Consider the following 17,044-nt stretch of genomic DNA (forward strand, 5'->3'; position numbering starts at 1 on the left):
CAAGTCCCTCGTCACTACGCTTCCCCTCGGTCACTTCGCCTCTCCCGCCGGCTGGTCCAGCGCCTCCGCCAGCACCTCCGCCAGGTGCCGCCCCCGCACCCCGGCCAGCTGTGCCAGCTGGGTGCGGCAGGAGAAGCCGTCGGCCAGGATCACGGTCTGCTCGGATGCCTCACGGACCGCGGGCAGGAGCTGTTCCTCCGCGCAGGCCCTGGACACCTCGAAGTGGCCTTTCTCGAAGCCGAAGTTGCCGGCGAGGCCGCAGCAGCCGCCGCTCAGCTCGCCGGTGAGGCCCGCGGCCACGCGCAGCCGGCGGTCGGGGGCGTCGCCGAGCACCGCGTGCTGGTGGCAGTGGGTCTGACCGGCGACCGGGCGGTCCACGGCGGGTGGGGTCCAGTGCGGGGCGTGCCGCTGAAGGGCCTCGGCGAAGGTGACGACGGCCGCGGAGAGGCGGGCGGCGCGCGGGTCGTCGTGCAGGAGTTCCGGCAGGTCGGTGCGGAGGGCCGCGGCGCAGCTCGGTTCCAGGACGACGACCGGGACCCCGGCCCGCAGCACCGGCTCCATCAGGTCCAGCGTGCGCCGCAGCACGGCACGGGCGCGGTCGAGCTGGCCGGTGGAGACGTAGGTGAGGCCGCAGCAGACCCGGGCCCGGCGGGCGGTGAGCAGCGCGGTGGCCGGCCTGCTCCGGCCGTCATCGGTGCCGCCGATCCTTCCCCCGCGCAGCAGCAGCGTCGGCGGCAGGGCCACCCGCAGCCCGGCGGCCTCCAGCACCCGGACAGCGGCCCGGCCGACGGACGGTGACAGATGCTCGGTGAAGGTGTCCGGCCAGAGCACGACCAGATCCCCCGGGCCCGAGCCGCCCGGCACCGGCCCCCCGGTGCCGCTGTGGGCAGGCTTCCTGCCGCGCCACCAGCCGGTGAACGTCCGTGTCGCCAGCCGGGGAATCTCCCGCTCGGGCGCGATCCCGCCCAGGCGTTTGCCGACACCGGCCAGCGGCCGCACCGAGGCGAGGGTGTTGAGCAGCGGTGCCGTGCGGGTGGCGGCGACCCAGCGCAGCCACTGCGGCAGCCGGCCCATGCCGATGTGCGCGGCGGGACGGCGCCGGCCGGCGTAGTGGTGGTGCAGGAACTCCGCCTTGTAGGTGGCCATGTCGACGCCGACCGGGCAGTCGGAGCGGCAGCCCTTGCAGGACAGGCACAGGTCGAGGGCGTCCCGCACCTCGGTCGAACGCCAGCCGTCGGTGACCAGTTCGCCGGCCAGCATCTCGTGCAGCAGCCGGGCCCGGCCGCGCGTGGAGTGCTCCTCCTCGCCGGTCGCCCGGAAGGACGGGCACATCACGGCCGGGCCGGACACGGTCGTCGTACGGCACTTGGCGACGCCGACGCAGCGGCGGACGGCGGCGCGGAAGTCGCCTTCGTCGGCCGGGTAGCCGAAGGCCACGTCGACCGGGTCGCGGGGCAGGACCGAGAAGCGGAGGTTCTCGTCCAGCCGGGCCGGGCGGACCAGCATCCCCGGGTTCAGCAGGTCGTCCGGGTCCCAGACCGCCTTGGCCCGCTCGAAGAGCCGGACGGTCTGCGCGCCGTACATGCGTGGCAGCAGCTCGGCGCGGGCCTGTCCGTCGCCGTGCTCCCCGGACAGGGAGCCGCCGTGCTCCACCACCAGGTCGGCCAGTTCCTCGGAGAAGCGGCGGAAACGGCCGATACCGGCCCCGGTGAGCAGGTCGAAGTCGATGCGGACGTGGATGCAGCCGTCGCCGAAGTGGCCGTACGGCGTGCCGCGCAGGCCGTACGCCGACAGCAGGGCGCGGAAGTCGCGCAGATAGGCGCCGAGCCGGGCGGGCGGCACCGCGCAGTCCTCCCAGCCGGGCCAGGCCTCGCTGCCGTCCGGCATACGCGTCGCCGTACCGCTCGCGTCCTCGCGGATGCGCCACAGGGTGCGCTGGGCCGCCGGGTCGGTCACCACCAGGGAGTCGGTCACGCCGGCCGCGCGGGCGATCGCCTCCGCTTGTGCGCGTGCCGCGGCCGCCGAGTCCCCGCCGGTCTCCACGAACAGCCAGGCACCCCCCTTCGGCAGACCGGCCGGCGCGCGCACCAGGTCGGCCGCCATGCCCTCCACCGTCAGCGGGCCGTAGGGCAGCAGACCGGCGGCGGCCTCGGCGGCGGCGCTCTCGTCGCCGTACGCCAGCACGGCCAGGGCACGCGCGTGGGGGGCCTGGACGAGCTGGACGACGGCCTCGGTGAGGATGCCGAAGGTGCCCTCGGAACCGCAGAAGGACCGGGCGACATCGGCGCCCTTCTCGGGCAGCAGCGCGTCCAGCGCGTACCCGGAGATGCGGCGGGGCAGCTCGGGGAAGCCGGTGCGCAGCCGCGCCAATTCCCCCTCGGCCAGCTCGCGCAGCCCGTCCGGCGCGCCCGCCCAGCCCTGCCCGAGCCGCAGCCGACGGCCGCGCGCGGTGACGACGGACAGCTCCCGCACGCTGTCCGCGGTCGTGCCCCAGGCGACCGAGTGCGAGCCGCAGGAGTTGTTGCCGATCATCCCGCCGAGCGTGCACCGGCTGTGGGTGGACGGGTCCGGGCCGAAGCGCAGGCCGTGCGGGGCCGCGGCCTCCTGGAGCCGGTCGAGGACGAGGCCCGGTTGGACGACGGCCGTTCGGGTGCCGGGGTCCAGCTCCAGCAGGCCGTTCATATGCCGGGTGAAGTCCAGCACCACGCCGGTGCCGGTCGCCTGCCCGGCGATCGACGTGCCCCCGCCGCGCGCCACCACCGGCACCCCGCGCGCCCGGCAGACCTCCAGCACGGCGGCCACGTCGTCGGCGTCTCTCGGGGCGACGACACCCGCCGGAACGCGCCGGTAGTTGGACGCGTCCATGGTGACCAGCGCCCGGGAGGCGGTGTCGAAACCGACCTCGCCCCGGACGGCGCCGCGCAGCTCCGCTTCGAGACCCGAGTGATCCGTCATGCGTCCAGGATGCATCCGCTCACGGACAGTCACCGGAAGTTTTCCACAGCCTCCCGCAGATCGTCGTACGAATTCACGAGTCCAGGGCCCGGCGATCTCGTCTCATCGGACGGACACGGTTCCGCCCGGTTTCGCCCACCGGATACCCTCCGACTCGTGGCCGACATCCAGATTCCCGCTGACATCAAGCCCGCCGACGGACGTTTCGGCGCGGGCCCCTCCAAGGTGCGCACCGAGGCGCTCGACGCCCTCGCCGCGACCGGAAGCTCCCTGCTCGGCACCTCCCACCGCCAGGCGCCCGTCAAGAACCTGGTCGGCAAGGTCCGTGAGGGCATCTCCGAGCTGTTCTCCCTGCCCGAGGGCTACGAGGTGGTCCTCGGCAACGGCGGCTCGACCGCCTTCTGGGACATCGCCACCCATGGCCTGATCGAGAACAAGTCCCAGCACCTGAGCTTCGGCGAGTTCTCCTCCAAGTTCGCCAAGGCCGCGAGGCTCGCCCCGTGGCTGGCCGAGCCCACCGTCATCTCCACCGACCCCGGCACCCACCCCGAGGCGCGGGCCGAGGCCGGCGTCGACGTGTACGCCTTCACCCACAACGAGACCTCGACGGGCGTCGCGATGCCCATCAAGCGTGTCGAAGGCGCGGACTCCGGTTCCCTGGTCCTCGTGGACGCCACCTCCGGCGCCGGCGGCCTCCCGGTCGACGTGTCCGAGACGGACGTCTACTACTTCGCCCCGCAGAAGTCCTTCGCCTCCGACGGCGGCCTGTGGATCGGCGTCTTCTCCCCGGCCGCGATCGAGCGCGCCGAGCGCGTCCACGCCTCCGGCCGCCACGTCCCGGAGTTCTTCTCGCTGCCCACGGCGATCGACAACTCCCGCAAGAACCAGACGTACAACACCCCGGCCCTCGCCACCCTGTTCCTGCTGAACCAGCAGCTGGAGTGGCTGAACGGCCAGGGCGGTCTCGCCTGGTCCACGGCCCGCACCAAGGACTCCTCGACCCGCCTGTACTCCTGGGCGGAGGAGTCGAAGTACGCCACCCCGTTCGTCACCGACCCGGCCAAGCGCTCGCAGGTCATCGGCACGATCGACTTCTCCGACGAGATCGACGCGGCCGCCGTCGCCAAGGCCCTGCGCGCCAACGGCATCGTCGACACCGAGCCCTACCGCAAGCTCGGCCGCAACCAGCTGCGCGTCGCGATGTTCCCGGCGATCGACCCGGCGGACGTCGAGGCGCTGACGCACTGCATCGACTACGTGATCGAGAAGCTCTGACCTCTCGGGTACGCCGATCTCGGGCACGATCCCAGGTACGACGATGAAGGGCGCCCTGCGAACACCGGGCGCCCTTCGGTCATGTCGCCGTGCGACGCGGCCTCATCGGCGCCGCCGCAGCCGCCGCAGCCCGAACAGGGCCGCCAGCCCGACGGCGACGACGACGGCGGCACCCGCCTTCAGACCGTCCCCGGTCCCGGCCGCACTCCCCGCCGAACCCGAACTCGCGCTCGCCGACGGGGACTTGGCGTCCGGCCGGCTCGGCGCCTGCTTCGCCACGACCTCGCTGCCCGCGCCCTCGCTGCTATAGAGCAGCTCGGTCCCGTCGGGGGAGTACGAGACGCCCTCGCCCTGTCCCTGAAGGGGCACGTCGAGCTGGCCCTCCCGCTTGATCCGGCCGCCGTTCCAGTCGTAGTAGATCCCGCCCAGGTACCCGCGCACGGCGAGCTGCCGCCCGTCCGGTGAGAAGGCCGCGTCCGTGGCCCAGAGGTCGACGGGGGCGATCGGCTCGAAGATGTTCGCGCCGGAGGTGGAGAGGGTCGCCGGGCCCTCGTACAGGTGCCCGCCGTCCTCCTTCTTGTCGATGATGTAGACCCGCCCGGTCTTCGGGTGGACGATCAGCGACTCCGCGTCGCGCGGCCCGTTCGCGTACTTCACGACGTACTGCGTGGCGGTGACCGTCTGGTCCTTCAGCTCCTCGGGCTCGGGCAGCCGGTAGATCCACACGTACGGCCATCTGCCGCCGTAGTTGTCGCCGATGTCGCCCAGGTAGATCTCGTTGTGCGGCCCGATGGAGATGGCCTCGTCGTCACGCGGGGTGCCGATGCCGCGCAGGGTGATCCGGGCGACGGTCTTCCCGGTCCGGCTGTCCACAGCGTAGATGTACGGCCCGTCGCCGCTGTCGTTGTGCGTCCAGTAGATGCCAGGGTGGAGGTGGGAGGCGGCGAGCCCGCTGGACTCGGTGATCCGCGGGTCCTTGAGGGTGAACCCCTGGTCGCCGGCCCCGTCGGCGCTCTCGGCGGCGGAGGCGGGCAGCGTACAGGCGGCGGCGAGCAGCAACCCGGCGAGGAGGGCGGACGATGGACGCATGGGCCAAGACTGCCATTCCCTCCCAGGGGTGACCGGGCGTGCTGCCGACGGGTCCCGTGGACGTGGTGGGCCTCACATCCCATCGGCGCGCGTGATCATCCATCATGAGCGGATGCTTAGGTTCATGCCCGTAGGTGACTCCATGACGATCGGGAGCGCGGGCGAGCACACATGGCGTTACCGGCTGTGGCGGCATCTGTGCGACACGTACGGCGGCCCGTTCACCTTCGTCGGACCGCGCGAGGAGCTGTACGACAAGGCGACCGAGGCGCCGACCTCCCACGCCTACGCCGAGCCCGGCTTCCCCCGCCGCCACCTGGCCGGCTGGGGCGAGGGCTGGCTGCACATGGCTCCGCTGATCGGCGAGGCGATACGGGAGCACCCGGCCGACGTGCTGCTGGTCTCCCTCGGACTGATCGACCTGGGCTTCTACACCAACGCCGAGCAGACGGCTCAGAACGTGCGCGCCTTCGTCGCCGGGGCGCGGGCGGCCGAGCCGCGCATCCGCATGGTGCTGCTGCCGGTGATCCCGAACATCCGGGCCGCGGCGGACACATCCTTCGCCGAGCAGGTCGACCGCTTCAACGTCCTGCTCGCCAAGGCGGTCGCCGACCTGGACGAACCCCGGTCGCCGATCCTGCTGGCCTCGCCGCCGGAGTCGTACGACATCCACGTCGACACCTACGACGGCACCCATCCCAACGTGAGCGGGGAGCACCGGATCGCGGCGGCGTTCGCGGGGGCGATGTGGGAGGCGTGGGGGGTCGGACAGGCGTACGTGGCCGGAACGGATTGACCGATTTCCGGCGTCTCCTCGTCACCGTGCGTATCGTTGAACCGCGCGGCTGCACCGGTGCGTGGGGCAGCCGGGTAGGAGCGCCACGATGACCGTCCTTGAAGACAGGATCGAGATGGCCGAGGAGAGCGGCGAGCTGACTCTGGACGACCTGTTCGAGTCGCTCGAGCGGACCACCCCCGAGGGATACAAGGTCGAGATCGTCGAGGGGGCCATCTTCATGTCGCCGCAGCGGGACACCCATTGGGAGATCATTCTCGACATCGTTGAGCAACTGCGCACCAAGTACCCGCGCAAGCGCGTCAAGTCGGACGTCCGCGTCGACTACCCCGGTCACCTCAACGGCTTCGCATCCGACGTCACCCTCGTGGCCGAAGGCGCCGAGAAGACACCCAAGGGCCTCTGGCGCTGCGACGACGTCGAGTTCGTCGCAGAGGTCATCTCGAAGGGCACGGCGCACAACGACTACGGCCCAAAGAAGACGGCCTACGCCACCGCCGAGGTCCCCGTCTACCTCATCGCGGATCCCTACCAGGGCAAGTGCCACCTCTACAGCCAGCCGAAGGACGGTGAGTACGTCAGCGAACTGACCGTCACCTTCGGAGCGGACGTCGACATGACCACCACCGCCCTGGGCCTCACTCTCAAGACCGACGAGTTCCCCCGCGACTGACGTCCCCGGCCGAAAGCCCTTGCATAGAGCGCACTTCAAGCCGTTGGCTGGAGAACCATGAAGTACACGCAGCTTGGACGCACGGGACTCAAGGTCAGCCGACTCGTCCTCGGGACGATGAACTTCGGGCCGCAGACCGACGAGGCCGACAGCCACACCATCATGGACGCGGCGCTGGACGCGGGCATCAACTTCTTCGACACGGCCAATGTGTACGGGTGGGGCGAGAACAAGGGCCGCACCGAGACGATCATCGGCAACTGGTTCGCCCGGGGCGGCGAGCGCCGTGACAAGGTCGTCATCGCCACCAAGGTCTACGGCAACATGGCCCCCGACGGCGAGACCGCCTGGCCCAACCACGACAAGCTCTCCGCGCTGAACATCCGCCGCGCCGTGGACGCCAGCCTGCAGCGGCTGCAGACCGACTACATCGACCTCTACCAGTTCCACCACATCGACCGCAGCACCCCGTTCGAGGAGATCTGGCAGGCCATCGACACCCTGGTCCGGCAGGGGAAGATCCTGTACGCCGGCTCCTCCAACTTCCCCGGCTACAAGATCGCCCAGGCCAACGAGATCGCCGCCCGCCGCGGCGGCACCATCGGCCTGGTCAGCGAGCAGTGCCTGTACAACCTCGCCGAGCGCCGCGCCGAGATGGAGGTCATCCCGGCCGCGCAGGACTACGGCCTCGGGGTCATCCCGTGGTCGCCGCTGCACGGCGGTCTGCTCGGCGGGATCATCAAGAAGGAGGTCCAGGGCGGCCGCCGCGCCACCGGCCGGGCCGCCGACACCCTCAAGGATCCGGCCGCCCGCGCCCGGATCCAGGCGTACGAGGACCTGGTCGACAAGCACGGCCTGGAGCCCGGCGAGGTGGCCCTGGCCTGGCTGCTCACCCGCCCGGGTGTGACGGGTCCCATCGTCGGTCCGCGTACGGCCGAACAGCTGGAGTCCGCGATCAGGGCTTCGGAGCTGGAGCTGACCGAGGAGTTGCTGGCCGGCCTGGACGAGATCTTCCCGGGCCCGGGCCCGTCCCCGGAGGCCTTCGCCTGGTAGTTCCGGGAGGTGCCGACGCCCCGTAAGGGGGGCGGGGCCGCGTTTGACACGCGGCCCCGCCGCGCGGGCGCGACCTGCCCCGACGGGCCTACACCCGGCAACCGGCCGCAGTTCCCCCGCCGCCGCTCCTCCGTCACACCGCTACCTGACGGCCGCCGAAACAGCCACCACCACAAACATCAGCACAAGCACGCCGGCCATGATCCGGTTCCGAGTCTTAGGGTCCACACCGTCGAGCCTAACGGCCGGCGCCCAGTGCCCAGCGGGCGACCGCCTCATAGCGCGGCTGCTCCCCCACCATCCCCGACCGCGGCAGATTGCTCCGCACCAGCACCAGCTCGTTCACCGTCCAGGTCCGGCTGGTGAACTCGCGGAGCAGATCGACATACGGCCGTACGTCCACCGAGTCCCGGCCGCGCGCCACCGTCAGGTGGGCCTTGTACCGCCGGTGCTCCCCCATCGACACGCCCGCCTTCCGCGCCGCCGACTCCGCCCGGTCGGCCAGCAGCCGCATCGCCTCCACCTCGCCGTAGGCGCCGGTCCACAGGGCCTTGCCGTGCCCGAACTGGCCGCCGCCGGAGAGGGCGAGGTCGAAGGGCGCCGTACGGCCGGCCGCGCGGGCCAGGCGGTCCGACAGGTCCGGTACGAGGTCCTCGGCGACCTCGCCGTAGAAGGCGAGGGTGAAGTGCCAGCCCGGCCGGTTGGTCCAGCGCAGCCGCTCGGCGCCGGGCAGCCGTTTCAACCTGGCCACCTCGACGGCGAGTTCATGGACGACAGACTCCGGAGGGAGCACCGCGGCGAAGAGTCTCATGCCTTCACCTTCGCAGACCCGTGCGGGCAGGATGGTCCCATGACGATCACCATCCGCGAAGCCGGCCCCGACGACCTGCCGACGATACTCGGCATGCTCGACAGCAGTGTGCGGTGGCTGGTCTCACAGGGGCGCACCGAGCAGTGGGGAAGCGAGCCGCTGTCGGAGAACCCGAGGGTGGCGGAATCGGTCGCCGGGTACATGGCGCAGGGCACCACCTACCTCGCCGAGATCGACGGCGTACCGGCCGCCACCCTCACCCTCACGGACGCGCCCGGCGCCTACCTGTCGCATCTGCCGGCGCCGGGCGAGCCCGAGCGGTACATCCACTGGCTCGCCTCCGACCGCCGGTTCGAGGGACGGGGCGCCGGTGCCGCGCTGCTCGCGCACGCGGCCGAGGAGACCCGGCGGGCCGGGGTCTCCCTGTTGCGGGTGGACTGCTACGCGGGTGGCGACCGCAAGCTCGTCGCCTTCTACGAGGCGAACGGTTTCACGCCGACACAGGCGTACACCTCCGGCGAGAACGACTGGCCGGGGCAGGTGCTCGCCCGGCGGGTGTGACCGCCCGGCGAGCACCTCACGTCCGGTCGGCGGATCAGCGCTCGGCGCGCAGCGTGCCGAGCAGGCCGTGCTGCTCGTCCCCGATTCCCGCGGCGAACCAGACGCTGTCCCTGCCGCCGGACTCTGCGGTGCCCCGCTGCAGTCCCCACAGGCCGTCGATCACGATCGCCCGGCCGTTGCGGTCCCTCAGGGTTCCCTCGAACCGGCCGGTCCTCAGGTCGAAGGCGTGGATGCGGCCGTCGCCGAAGTTGCCCACGAGAAGGTCACCCGCGAACTTCCCGAACCCCTTGGGTGCCGTCTCCAGGCCCCAGGGCGAGTTGAGCACGCCCCGGCTCGCGAAGCGCTCGATGAGCCGGCCCCCGGTGGTGAACACGTCGATGAAGCCGTTGCCCGGACCCGGGACGTCGTCGTGCTTGTCCGCGTCCTGCTTGGCGTAGGTGACGAAGATCCGGCCGCCGATGTTCTTGACGTCGAAGGGCGCGAAGCCGCCCGGGATCCTCGGGTCCCGGAACGCGTCGGCGGGCAGGTCCACCTGGTTGAAGCCGGTGTCGAAGGCGTCGATGCGCGCGTCACGGAAGTTCGCCACGAGGATGCGCGACTGCCGCTCGCCGCCCTTGCGGCATTCCGTGCCCCTCGCGTCCTTCTTCTGGCAGTCCACCAGCGTCAGGCCCTTGAACACGGCGTCGTCCTCCTGCGCGACGCGGAAGGCGTGCGTCGGATCCACGTTCGCGTTGAACGCGAAGAGGCCGCCGCCCTCCCCCGCGAAGATGTACCGCGCGGGAGCCGACCTCTGGGAGACGGTGAAGCGGAAGTCGCCGGTGTCGTTGCGCACGATTCCGGTCGGGTCGGCGTCCTGGGGGAGCTGGATGACGGGAGACAGGGCGATGACCGGCCGGTTGTCCCGGGCGCCCGTGTACACCGTGGAGGTGTTGGTTCCGTTGTTGGAAACCCTGATCGCACCGCTCGGTGTGCGGACGAGGCCCCAGGGGTTGACCAGGTCGGGGTCCTGCAGCTCCGCCCTGTTCGCCTGGTCGGAGACGAGATCGCGCTCGCGGAAGCCGTGGTCGGCGCGGCGCGGCGCGTCCACCGCCCCGGACGGCACGGCGGCGGCGAGCGCGCCGACCGTGCCGAGGGTCAGCGCGACCGCCGCCAGCCGCCGCACGCGGGAGCGGGATCTCGGGGTCAATGCCGGTGATGCCATGCGGGTGCTCCTGTTCCCCTACGGGTGCCCAATAGGACTTACCGGCAGAAGTAATCTCATATAGGGGCAATCGCGCCCGCGATCGACACGCAGACGCACATCCGTACGAGCACAGGCGGTGGCGGTTCCTACGCCGCCGTCGCCAGCCGCTCCCGCTCGCGCGGGACGAAGCGGACCCGCGGATGGCCGTGGTGCCAGCCAACCGCCAGCCGCAGACCGCCGATACGGGCCAGGACCAGGCCGATACCGGCGGCGGCCGCGGCCGAGATCAGGCCGCCGAGGGCGAAGCCGACCCGGGCGCCGTAGGTGTCGGTGATCCAGCCGACGACCGGCGCGCCCAGCGGCGTACCGCCCATGAACACCATCATGAACAGGGACATCACCCGGCCGCGCATGGCCGGGTCGGTGGCCATCTGCACGGCGGTGTTCGCGGTGACGTTGACCGTCAGGCCGAAGACCCCGATCGGGATCATGAGCAGCGCGAACAGCCAGTACGACGGGGCCAGTGCGGCCACCACCTCAAGTGTGCCGAAGGCGAGCGCGGCGGCGATCAGGATGCGCAGCCGGGCCGTGCCGCGCCGGGCGGCCAGCAGGGCGCCGCCCAGTGAGCCGACGGCCATCAGGGTGTTGAAGAGGCTGTAGGAGCCGGCGCCGGAGTGGAAGACGCCGTTCGCGTACGCCGACAGCCACACCGGGAAGTTGAAGCCAAAGGTGCCGATGAAGCCGACGAGGACGATCGGCCAGATCAGCTCGGGGCGCCCCGCCACGTACCGCAGGCCCTCGCGCAGCTGGCCCTTGCCGCGGGGCGCGCGCCGGACCGCGTGCAGTTCACGGGCGCGCATCAGCAGCAGGCCGGTGATGGGCGCGACGAAGGACAGGCCGTTGGCGAGGAACGCCCAGCCGGTGCCCACGCCGGTGATCATCACACCGGCGACCGCGGGGCCGACCAGGCGGGCGGACTGGAAGTTCGCCGAGTTCAGGCTGACCGCGTTCTGCAGCTGCTCGGGGCCGACCATCTCGGAGACGAAGGACTGGCGGGCCGGGTTGTCGAGCACCGTGGCGAGGCCGACGGTGAAGGCGGCGACGTAGACGTGCCAGACCTGGACATGGCCGCTGAGCGTGAGGAAGGCGAGCGCCAGGCCCGTCACGGCCATGGCGGCCTGCGTGACCAGCAGCGTGGGGCGCTTGGGGAGGCGGTCGACCAGGACTCCGCCGTAGAGGCCGAAGACGAGCATCGGCAGGAACTGCAGGGCCGTTGTGATGCCCACGGCGGCGGAGGAGCCGGTGAGGCTGAGGACCAGCCAGTCCTGGGCGATGCGCTGCATCCAGGTGCCGGTGTTGGAGACGACCTGGCCGATGAAGAAGAGGCGGTAGTTCCTGATCCTCAGCGAGCTGAACATCGAGCCCTTGCGGGCGGCTGGGGTAGTAGTGACGGTCGGTGCGGGGGCGGAAGGTGTTCCGGATCCCGTACTCAAAAGGGTTCGCCTCCTCGACAGCGGTTATAGGTGTGCGAGCTTCTCCAGCACGGGGGCGGCGGCGCGCAGTTTGGCCCACTCGTCCTCGTCGAGGCCCTCGACCAGGCCGGCCAGGAACGCGTTGCGCTTGCGGCGGCTCTCCTCGAGCATCGCCTCGGCCCGCTCGGTCTGGGTGACGACCTTCTGGCGCCGGTCCTCGGGGTGCGGCTCCAGCCGGACCAGCCCCTTGGCCTCCAGCAGCGCGACGATGCGGGTCATCGACGGCGGCTGGACGTGCTCCTTGCGTGCGAGCTCGCCCGGGGTGGCCGAGCCACAGCGGGCCAGGGTGCCGAGCACCGACATCTCGGTGGGGCTCAGCGACTCGTCGACCCGCTGGTGCTTGAGCCGACGGGACAGTCGCATCACGGCGGAGCGGAGGGCGTTCACGGCGGCAGCGTCGTCGCCATGGGTGAGGTCCGGCATGTTCTTTAGAGTAACTCATTACCCTCTCTAAAGAACACTGCGACACGCCCGAAGGCCCGTGATACCCGCCACTGAACCAATCGATCACCCAAACGAGTGAGTCGGTTCCCGAAAGTGACGCATGGGACGGCCCTATGTGGCGACCCTCGTACGCATGGCGACCAGTGTGCTCAGCCTGCGCATAGACGGAGAGCTGCTCGAAAGACTCCGGCAGCACGCGGCGAAAAGAGGAATGAGCGTGCAGGACTATGTGGTCCGCACGCTCATCCGGGACGACTTCGACGAGCGGTTCCAGGCCGCCGTCGAGGAGACGGAGCGGTTCTACGACGTCACGTGACGCCGTGGAACCGTGACGCCGTAGAACCGCAGCGGGCTCAGGTCAGGCCCAGGGCCGGCATCAGGTAGTAGAAGGCGAAGACCGCCGAGACGACGTACATGGCGGCCGGGATCTCCCGGAACCGGCCGGCGGCCAGGCGCAGCACCGTGAAGGTGATGAAGCCCATGCCGATGCCGTTGGTGATCGAGTAGGTGAACGGCATCATCAGCATCGTCACGAACGCCGGGATCGCGATGGTGTAGTCGGCCCAGTCGATCTCCTTGATCGAGTTCGACAGGATCAGGAAGCCGACCGCGACCAGCGCCGGGGTCGCCGCCTGGGACGGGACCATCGTGGCGACCGGGGTGAGGAACAGCGCGGCGGCGAAGAGGCCGCCCGTGACGACGTTCGCGAGGCCCGTGCGGGCGCCCTCGCCGACGCCGGCCGTGGACTCCACGAACGCCGTGGTGGCCGAGGAGGAGCTGGCGCCGCCCGCCGCGACCGCGAGGCCGTCGATGAACAGGACCTTGTTGATGCCGGGCATGTAGCCCTCGGCGTCGGTCAGCTTGGCCTCGTCGCTGACGCCCATGATCGTGCCCATCGCGTCGAAGAAGCACGACAGCAGGACCGTGAAGACGAAGAGGACGCCGGTCAGCACGCCGACCTTGGAGAAGCCGCCGAACAGGCTGACGTGGCCGACCAGCCCGAAGTCGGGGGTGGCGACCGGGTTGCCCGGCCACTTCGGGACCGTCAGACCCCAGGACGGGATCGTGGTGACCGCGTTGAGGACGAGGGCGAGGACGGTCATGCCGACGATCGAGATCAGGATCGCGCCCGGCACCTTGCGGACGATCAGCGCGAAGGTCAGCAGCGCGCCCAGGATGAAGACCAGCACCGGCCAGCCGTGCAGATGACCGCCGGTGCCGAGCTGGACCGGGACGGTGGTCTGGGCGGCGTCCGGCATCCGGGTGACGAAGCCCGAGTCGACCAGGCCGATCAGCATGATGAACAGGCCGATACCGATCGAGATCGCCTTGCGCAGCCCGAACGGCACGGCGTTCATCACGCGCTCGCGCAGCCCCGTGGCGACCAGCAGCATGACCACGAAGCCCGCGAGGACGACCATGCCCATCGCGTCCGGCCAGGACATCCGGGGCGCCAGCTGGAGGGCGACGACCGAGTTCACGCCGAGGCCCGCGGCGAGGGCGATCGGGACGTTGCCGATGACCCCCATGAGGAGGGTGGTGAACGCGGCCGTCAGCGCGGTCGCCGTCACCAGCTGGCCGTTGTCCAGGTGGTGGCCGTACATGTCCTTCGCGCTGCCGAGGATGATCGGATTCAGCACGATGATGTAGGCCATCGCGAAGAAGGTGGCGAAACCGCCACGGATCTCGCGAGCGACGGAGCTGCCGCGCTCGGAGATCCTGAAGTAGCGGTCAAGGGCGCCCTGAGCGGGCACACCGCCCGGAATCTCGGGGGTGGGGACCTTGGCGGGTGCCGAGGTGGACATGCGGGTCTCCATCACCAACGGGGTTCCCCCGAGCCTCGTTGGAGTTTCATACGAACAGAAGCGGACACAGACAAACGGTTTCAGTATGAACGTATGAGTACGAGATCGCCATCTCCGCGCGTAGAACGACCATCCGCTTAAGCTGTGCACATGGCCAAGTGGACCCCCAAGCACGAGGCGCCCGAGCCCCTGGAGGGCCCCGTGGTCGCCACCATCACCGGCGGCACGATCGTCTGGTTCGTCCTCTTCCTCGTCCAGCTTCCCTTCTACGGCTGGTTCCACGAGCACGGACATCTGTGGTGGCTGTGGACCTGCCTGGCCGGGGGCGGACTGGGGCTGATCGGCATCTGGTACGTCAGGAAGCGGGACGCGGCGATCAAGCGGGCGGTGGCCCTGCGGTCGACGTCGGCCGAGTAATCCGTAAAGCGGGCGAGGGGGCAAAACCGCACGTACCGTCGGATGCATGACCGACATAGACGCGGGCGCGGAACTCGACCCCGTGCATCCGGTGGCCCTGCCGATGACCAGGTCGGCAGGGCTGACCCGCGCCGAGGTCGCGGAACGCGTCACCCGCGGCCAGGTCAACGACGTACCGGTGCGCAGCAGCCGGTCACTGGGCGAGATCGTCCGGGCCAACGTCCTCACCCGGTTCAACGCGATCATCGGTGTGCTCTGGCTGGTCATGCTGTGCGTCGCGCCGATCCAGGACAGCCTCTTCGGCTTTGTGATCCTCGCCAACACCGGCATCGGCATCATCCAGGAGTGGCGGGCCAAGCAGACCCTCGACTCGCTCGCGGTGATCGGCGAGGCCCGGCCCACGGTACGAAGAGACCGCACGGCCATCGAGGTCGCCGTCCATGAGATCGTGCTCGACGACCTCATACAGATCGGTCCCGGCGACAAGGCCGTGGTGGACGGGGTCTGCGTCGAGGCCGACGGGCTGGAGATCGACGAGTCGCTGCTCACCGGTGAGGCCGACCCCGTCGTCAAACGCCCCGGCGATCCGGTCATGTCCGGCAGCTTCGTCGTCGCGGGCGGCGGCGCCTACCAGGCGACCAAGGTCGGCCGCGAGGCCTACGCCGCCCAGCTCGCCGAGGAGGCCTCCCGCTTCACCCTGGTCCACTCCGAGCTGCGCACCGGCATCTCCACGATCCTCAAGTACGTCACCTGGATGATGGTCCCGGCGGCGGTCGGGCTCGTCATCACCCAGCTCGTCGTCAAGAGCAACGGCTTCAAGGACTCCATCGCCCGCACGGTCGGCGGCATCGTCCCGATGGTCCCGGAGGGGCTCGTCCTGCTCACCTCGGTCGCCTTCGCCATCGGGGTCATCCGGCTCGGCCGGAAACAGTGTCTGGTGCAGGAGCTGCCGGCGATCGAGGGGCTGGCCCGCGTCGACACCGTCTGCCTGGACAAGACCGGCACGCTCACCGAAGGCGGCATGGACGTCACCGAGCTACGGGCGCTCGACGGGGCCGACGAGGGTTACGTCCGCAGAGTGCTCGGCGCCCTCGGCGAGTCGGATCCGCGCCCCAACGCCTCCCTCCAGGCCATCATCGACGCCTACCCGGACAGCGAGGACTGGCGCTGCGTGGAGTCGCTGCCCTTCTCCTCGGCCCGCAAGTACAGCGGGGCGGCGTTCAGCGAGGCCGACGGCGAGACCAGCACATGGCTGCTCGGCGCCCCCGACGTCCTCCTCACCGACGGCGACCCGGCCCTGGCCGAGACCGAGCGCCTCAACAAGCAGGGCCTGCGGGTGCTGCTGCTGACCCGGACGAGCCGCGACCTGGACGACCCCGAGCCGGCCCATGGCGCCCGCCCCACCGCCCTCGTCGTCCTGGAACAGCGGCTGCGGGCGGATGCCGCCGACACCCTGCGCTACTTCGCGGACCAGGACGTCCGCGCCAAGGTCATCTCCGGCGACAACGCGGTGTCGGTCGGCGCGGTCGCCGCCAAGCTGGGCCTGGAGGGCAGGACGGTGGACGCGCGGCACCTGCCCGCCGACCGGCCGGGCATGGCGGACGCGCTGGACCAGGGGACGATCTTCGGGCGGGTCAGCCCGCAGCAGAAGCGGGACATGGTCGGGGCGCTGCAGTCGCACGGGCACACGGTCGCGATGACCGGCGACGGCGTGAACGACGTGCTCGCGCTGAAGGACGCCGACATCGGGGTCGCCATGGGCTCCGGTTCGGAGGCGACGCGGGCGGTGGCGCAGATCGTGCTGCTGAACAACAGCTTCGCCAGCCTGCCGTCGGTGGTCGGCGAGGGCCGCCGGGTGATCGGCAACATCACGCGCGTCGCGACGCTCTTCCTGGTGAAGACGGTCTATTCGGTGCTGCTGGCCGTCCTGGTGGTGTGCTGGCAGGTGGAGTATCCGTTCCTGCCCCGGCATCTGACCCTGCTGTCCACCCTCACCATCGGCGTCCCGGCGTTCTTCCTGGCCCTGGCACCCAACAAGGAGCGGGCGAAACCGCACTTCGTGCGCAGGGTCATGCGGTACTCGATCCCGGGCGGTGTGGTGGCGGGGGTGGCGACCTTCGTGACGTACCTGGTCGCCCGTGACCACTACACGGGAGCCGGCCGGCTGGACGCGCAGACCAGCGCGGCCACCCTCACGCTCTTCCTGGTCTCCATGTGGATCCTGGCGATCGTCGCCCGCCCCTACACCTGGTGGCGGGTGACCCTGGTGGCGGCGATGGGCGTGGCGTTCCTGCTGGTCCTGGCCGTCCCGGCGCTCCAGGGCTTCTTCGCGCTGAAGCTGGTGGGGGCCACGATGCCGTGGACCGCCGTCGGCATCGCGGTGGTGGCGGCGGCCGCCCTGGAGTGGCTGTGGAAGTGGGTCGACCGCCGCTTTCCCGATTAGGGGATGA

The 17,044-nt window shown here is 70.7% G+C and carries 15 protein-coding genes; 8 read left to right on the forward strand and 7 right to left on the reverse strand.

Translation table 11 applies throughout. The features are described 5' to 3' along the window. Nucleotides 1-30: 30 nt before the first annotated feature. Nucleotides 31-2,955 (reverse strand): FAD-binding and (Fe-S)-binding domain-containing protein, encoded by a 2,925-nt coding sequence (locus tag ACFYOH_RS27330; protein WP_388630540.1) that lies wholly within the window; start codon nt 2,953-2,955, stop codon nt 31-33. A gap of 156 nt (nt 2,956-3,111) precedes the next feature. Here ACFYOH_RS27330 and serC point away from each other — a divergent pair, with 156 nt between their 5' ends. Continuing rightward, nucleotides 3,112-4,230, forward strand: a complete 1,119-nt coding sequence (serC, locus tag ACFYOH_RS27335) for a phosphoserine transaminase (protein ID WP_388630543.1) — start codon at nt 3,112-3,114, stop codon at nt 4,228-4,230. Nucleotides 4,231-4,332: 102 nt separating this feature from the next. Here serC and ACFYOH_RS27340 read toward each other — a convergent pair whose 3' ends face one another. Further along, on the reverse strand, nt 4,333-5,319 hold the full coding sequence (locus tag ACFYOH_RS27340) for a WD40 repeat domain-containing protein (RefSeq protein WP_388630546.1): 987 nt from the start codon (nt 5,317-5,319) through the stop codon (nt 4,333-4,335). 112 nt (nt 5,320-5,431) lie between these two features. On the opposite strand from ACFYOH_RS27340, the gene ACFYOH_RS27345 reads away from it, so the two are divergent. The 3 genes from ACFYOH_RS27345 (at nt 5,432) to ACFYOH_RS27355 (ending at nt 7,841) form a co-directional block, all read left to right on the forward strand. Beyond that, complete coding sequence (locus ACFYOH_RS27345; RefSeq protein WP_388630549.1) at nt 5,432-6,115, forward strand: GDSL-type esterase/lipase family protein; 684 nt, start codon at nt 5,432-5,434, stop codon at nt 6,113-6,115. A gap of 88 nt (nt 6,116-6,203) precedes the next feature. Further along, a complete protein-coding gene (locus ACFYOH_RS27350) occupies nt 6,204-6,788 on the forward strand; it encodes a Uma2 family endonuclease (protein ID WP_388630552.1) in 585 nt (194 codons plus the stop codon). Between the two features lie 57 nt (nt 6,789-6,845). Continuing rightward, nucleotides 6,846-7,841, forward strand: coding sequence for an aldo/keto reductase (locus ACFYOH_RS27355; protein ID WP_388630555.1), 996 nt, complete (start codon nt 6,846-6,848; stop codon nt 7,839-7,841). 238 nt (nt 7,842-8,079) lie between these two features. Here ACFYOH_RS27355 and thpR read toward each other — a convergent pair whose 3' ends face one another. Continuing rightward, a complete protein-coding gene (gene thpR, locus ACFYOH_RS27360) occupies nt 8,080-8,652 on the reverse strand; it encodes an RNA 2',3'-cyclic phosphodiesterase (protein ID WP_388630558.1) in 573 nt (190 codons plus the stop codon). A gap of 39 nt (nt 8,653-8,691) precedes the next feature. On the opposite strand from thpR, the gene ACFYOH_RS27365 reads away from it, so the two are divergent. Continuing rightward, nucleotides 8,692-9,213, forward strand: coding sequence for a GNAT family N-acetyltransferase (locus ACFYOH_RS27365; RefSeq protein ID WP_388630561.1), 522 nt, complete (start codon nt 8,692-8,694; stop codon nt 9,211-9,213). Nucleotides 9,214-9,247: 34 nt separating this feature from the next. On the opposite strand, the gene ACFYOH_RS27370 is transcribed toward ACFYOH_RS27365, so the two are convergent. The 3 genes from ACFYOH_RS27370 to ACFYOH_RS27380 all read right to left on the reverse strand — a co-directional run bounded on the left by ACFYOH_RS27370 (nt 9,248) and on the right by ACFYOH_RS27380 (nt 12,351). Next, nucleotides 9,248-10,414: a TIGR03118 family protein gene (locus tag ACFYOH_RS27370; RefSeq protein ID WP_388630564.1), complete on the reverse strand. Its 1,167-nt coding sequence runs from the start codon at nt 10,412-10,414 to the stop codon at nt 9,248-9,250. 128 nt (nt 10,415-10,542) lie between these two features. Further along, entirely contained in the window at nt 10,543-11,889 is a 1,347-nt protein-coding gene (locus ACFYOH_RS27375) for an MFS transporter (protein WP_388630567.1), read from the reverse strand. A 24-nt stretch (nt 11,890-11,913) separates the two neighbouring features. Then, entirely contained in the window at nt 11,914-12,351 is a 438-nt protein-coding gene (locus ACFYOH_RS27380; RefSeq protein ID WP_388630570.1) for a MarR family winged helix-turn-helix transcriptional regulator, read from the reverse strand. A gap of 121 nt (nt 12,352-12,472) precedes the next feature. On the opposite strand from ACFYOH_RS27380, the gene ACFYOH_RS27385 reads away from it, so the two are divergent. Then, nucleotides 12,473-12,688 carry a ribbon-helix-helix protein, CopG family gene (locus ACFYOH_RS27385; RefSeq protein ID WP_388630573.1) on the forward strand — a complete coding sequence of 72 codons (216 nt, stop codon included), beginning with the start codon at nt 12,473-12,475 and terminating at the stop codon, nt 12,686-12,688. A 37-nt stretch (nt 12,689-12,725) separates the two neighbouring features. On the opposite strand, the gene ACFYOH_RS27390 is transcribed toward ACFYOH_RS27385, so the two are convergent. Continuing rightward, nucleotides 12,726-14,177, reverse strand: a complete 1,452-nt coding sequence (locus tag ACFYOH_RS27390) for an NCS2 family permease (protein WP_388630576.1) — start codon at nt 14,175-14,177, stop codon at nt 12,726-12,728. Between the two features lie 150 nt (nt 14,178-14,327). On the opposite strand from ACFYOH_RS27390, the gene ACFYOH_RS27395 reads away from it, so the two are divergent. Together ACFYOH_RS27395 and ACFYOH_RS27400 are read left to right on the forward strand one after the other, a co-directional pair. Next, nucleotides 14,328-14,594, forward strand: coding sequence for a DUF2530 domain-containing protein (locus ACFYOH_RS27395; RefSeq protein ID WP_388630578.1), 267 nt, complete (start codon nt 14,328-14,330; stop codon nt 14,592-14,594). A 46-nt stretch (nt 14,595-14,640) separates the two neighbouring features. Beyond that, the gene (locus ACFYOH_RS27400) at nt 14,641-17,037 is read left to right on the forward strand and encodes an HAD-IC family P-type ATPase (protein ID WP_388630581.1); all 2,397 of its coding nucleotides are present in this window, start codon (nt 14,641-14,643) and stop codon (nt 17,035-17,037) included. The last annotated feature ends 7 nt before the right edge of the window (nt 17,038-17,044 follow it).

This window comes from Streptomyces sp. NPDC007856 (assembly GCF_042868225.1).
Classification (GTDB): Bacteria; Actinomycetota; Actinomycetes; order Streptomycetales; family Streptomycetaceae; genus Streptomyces.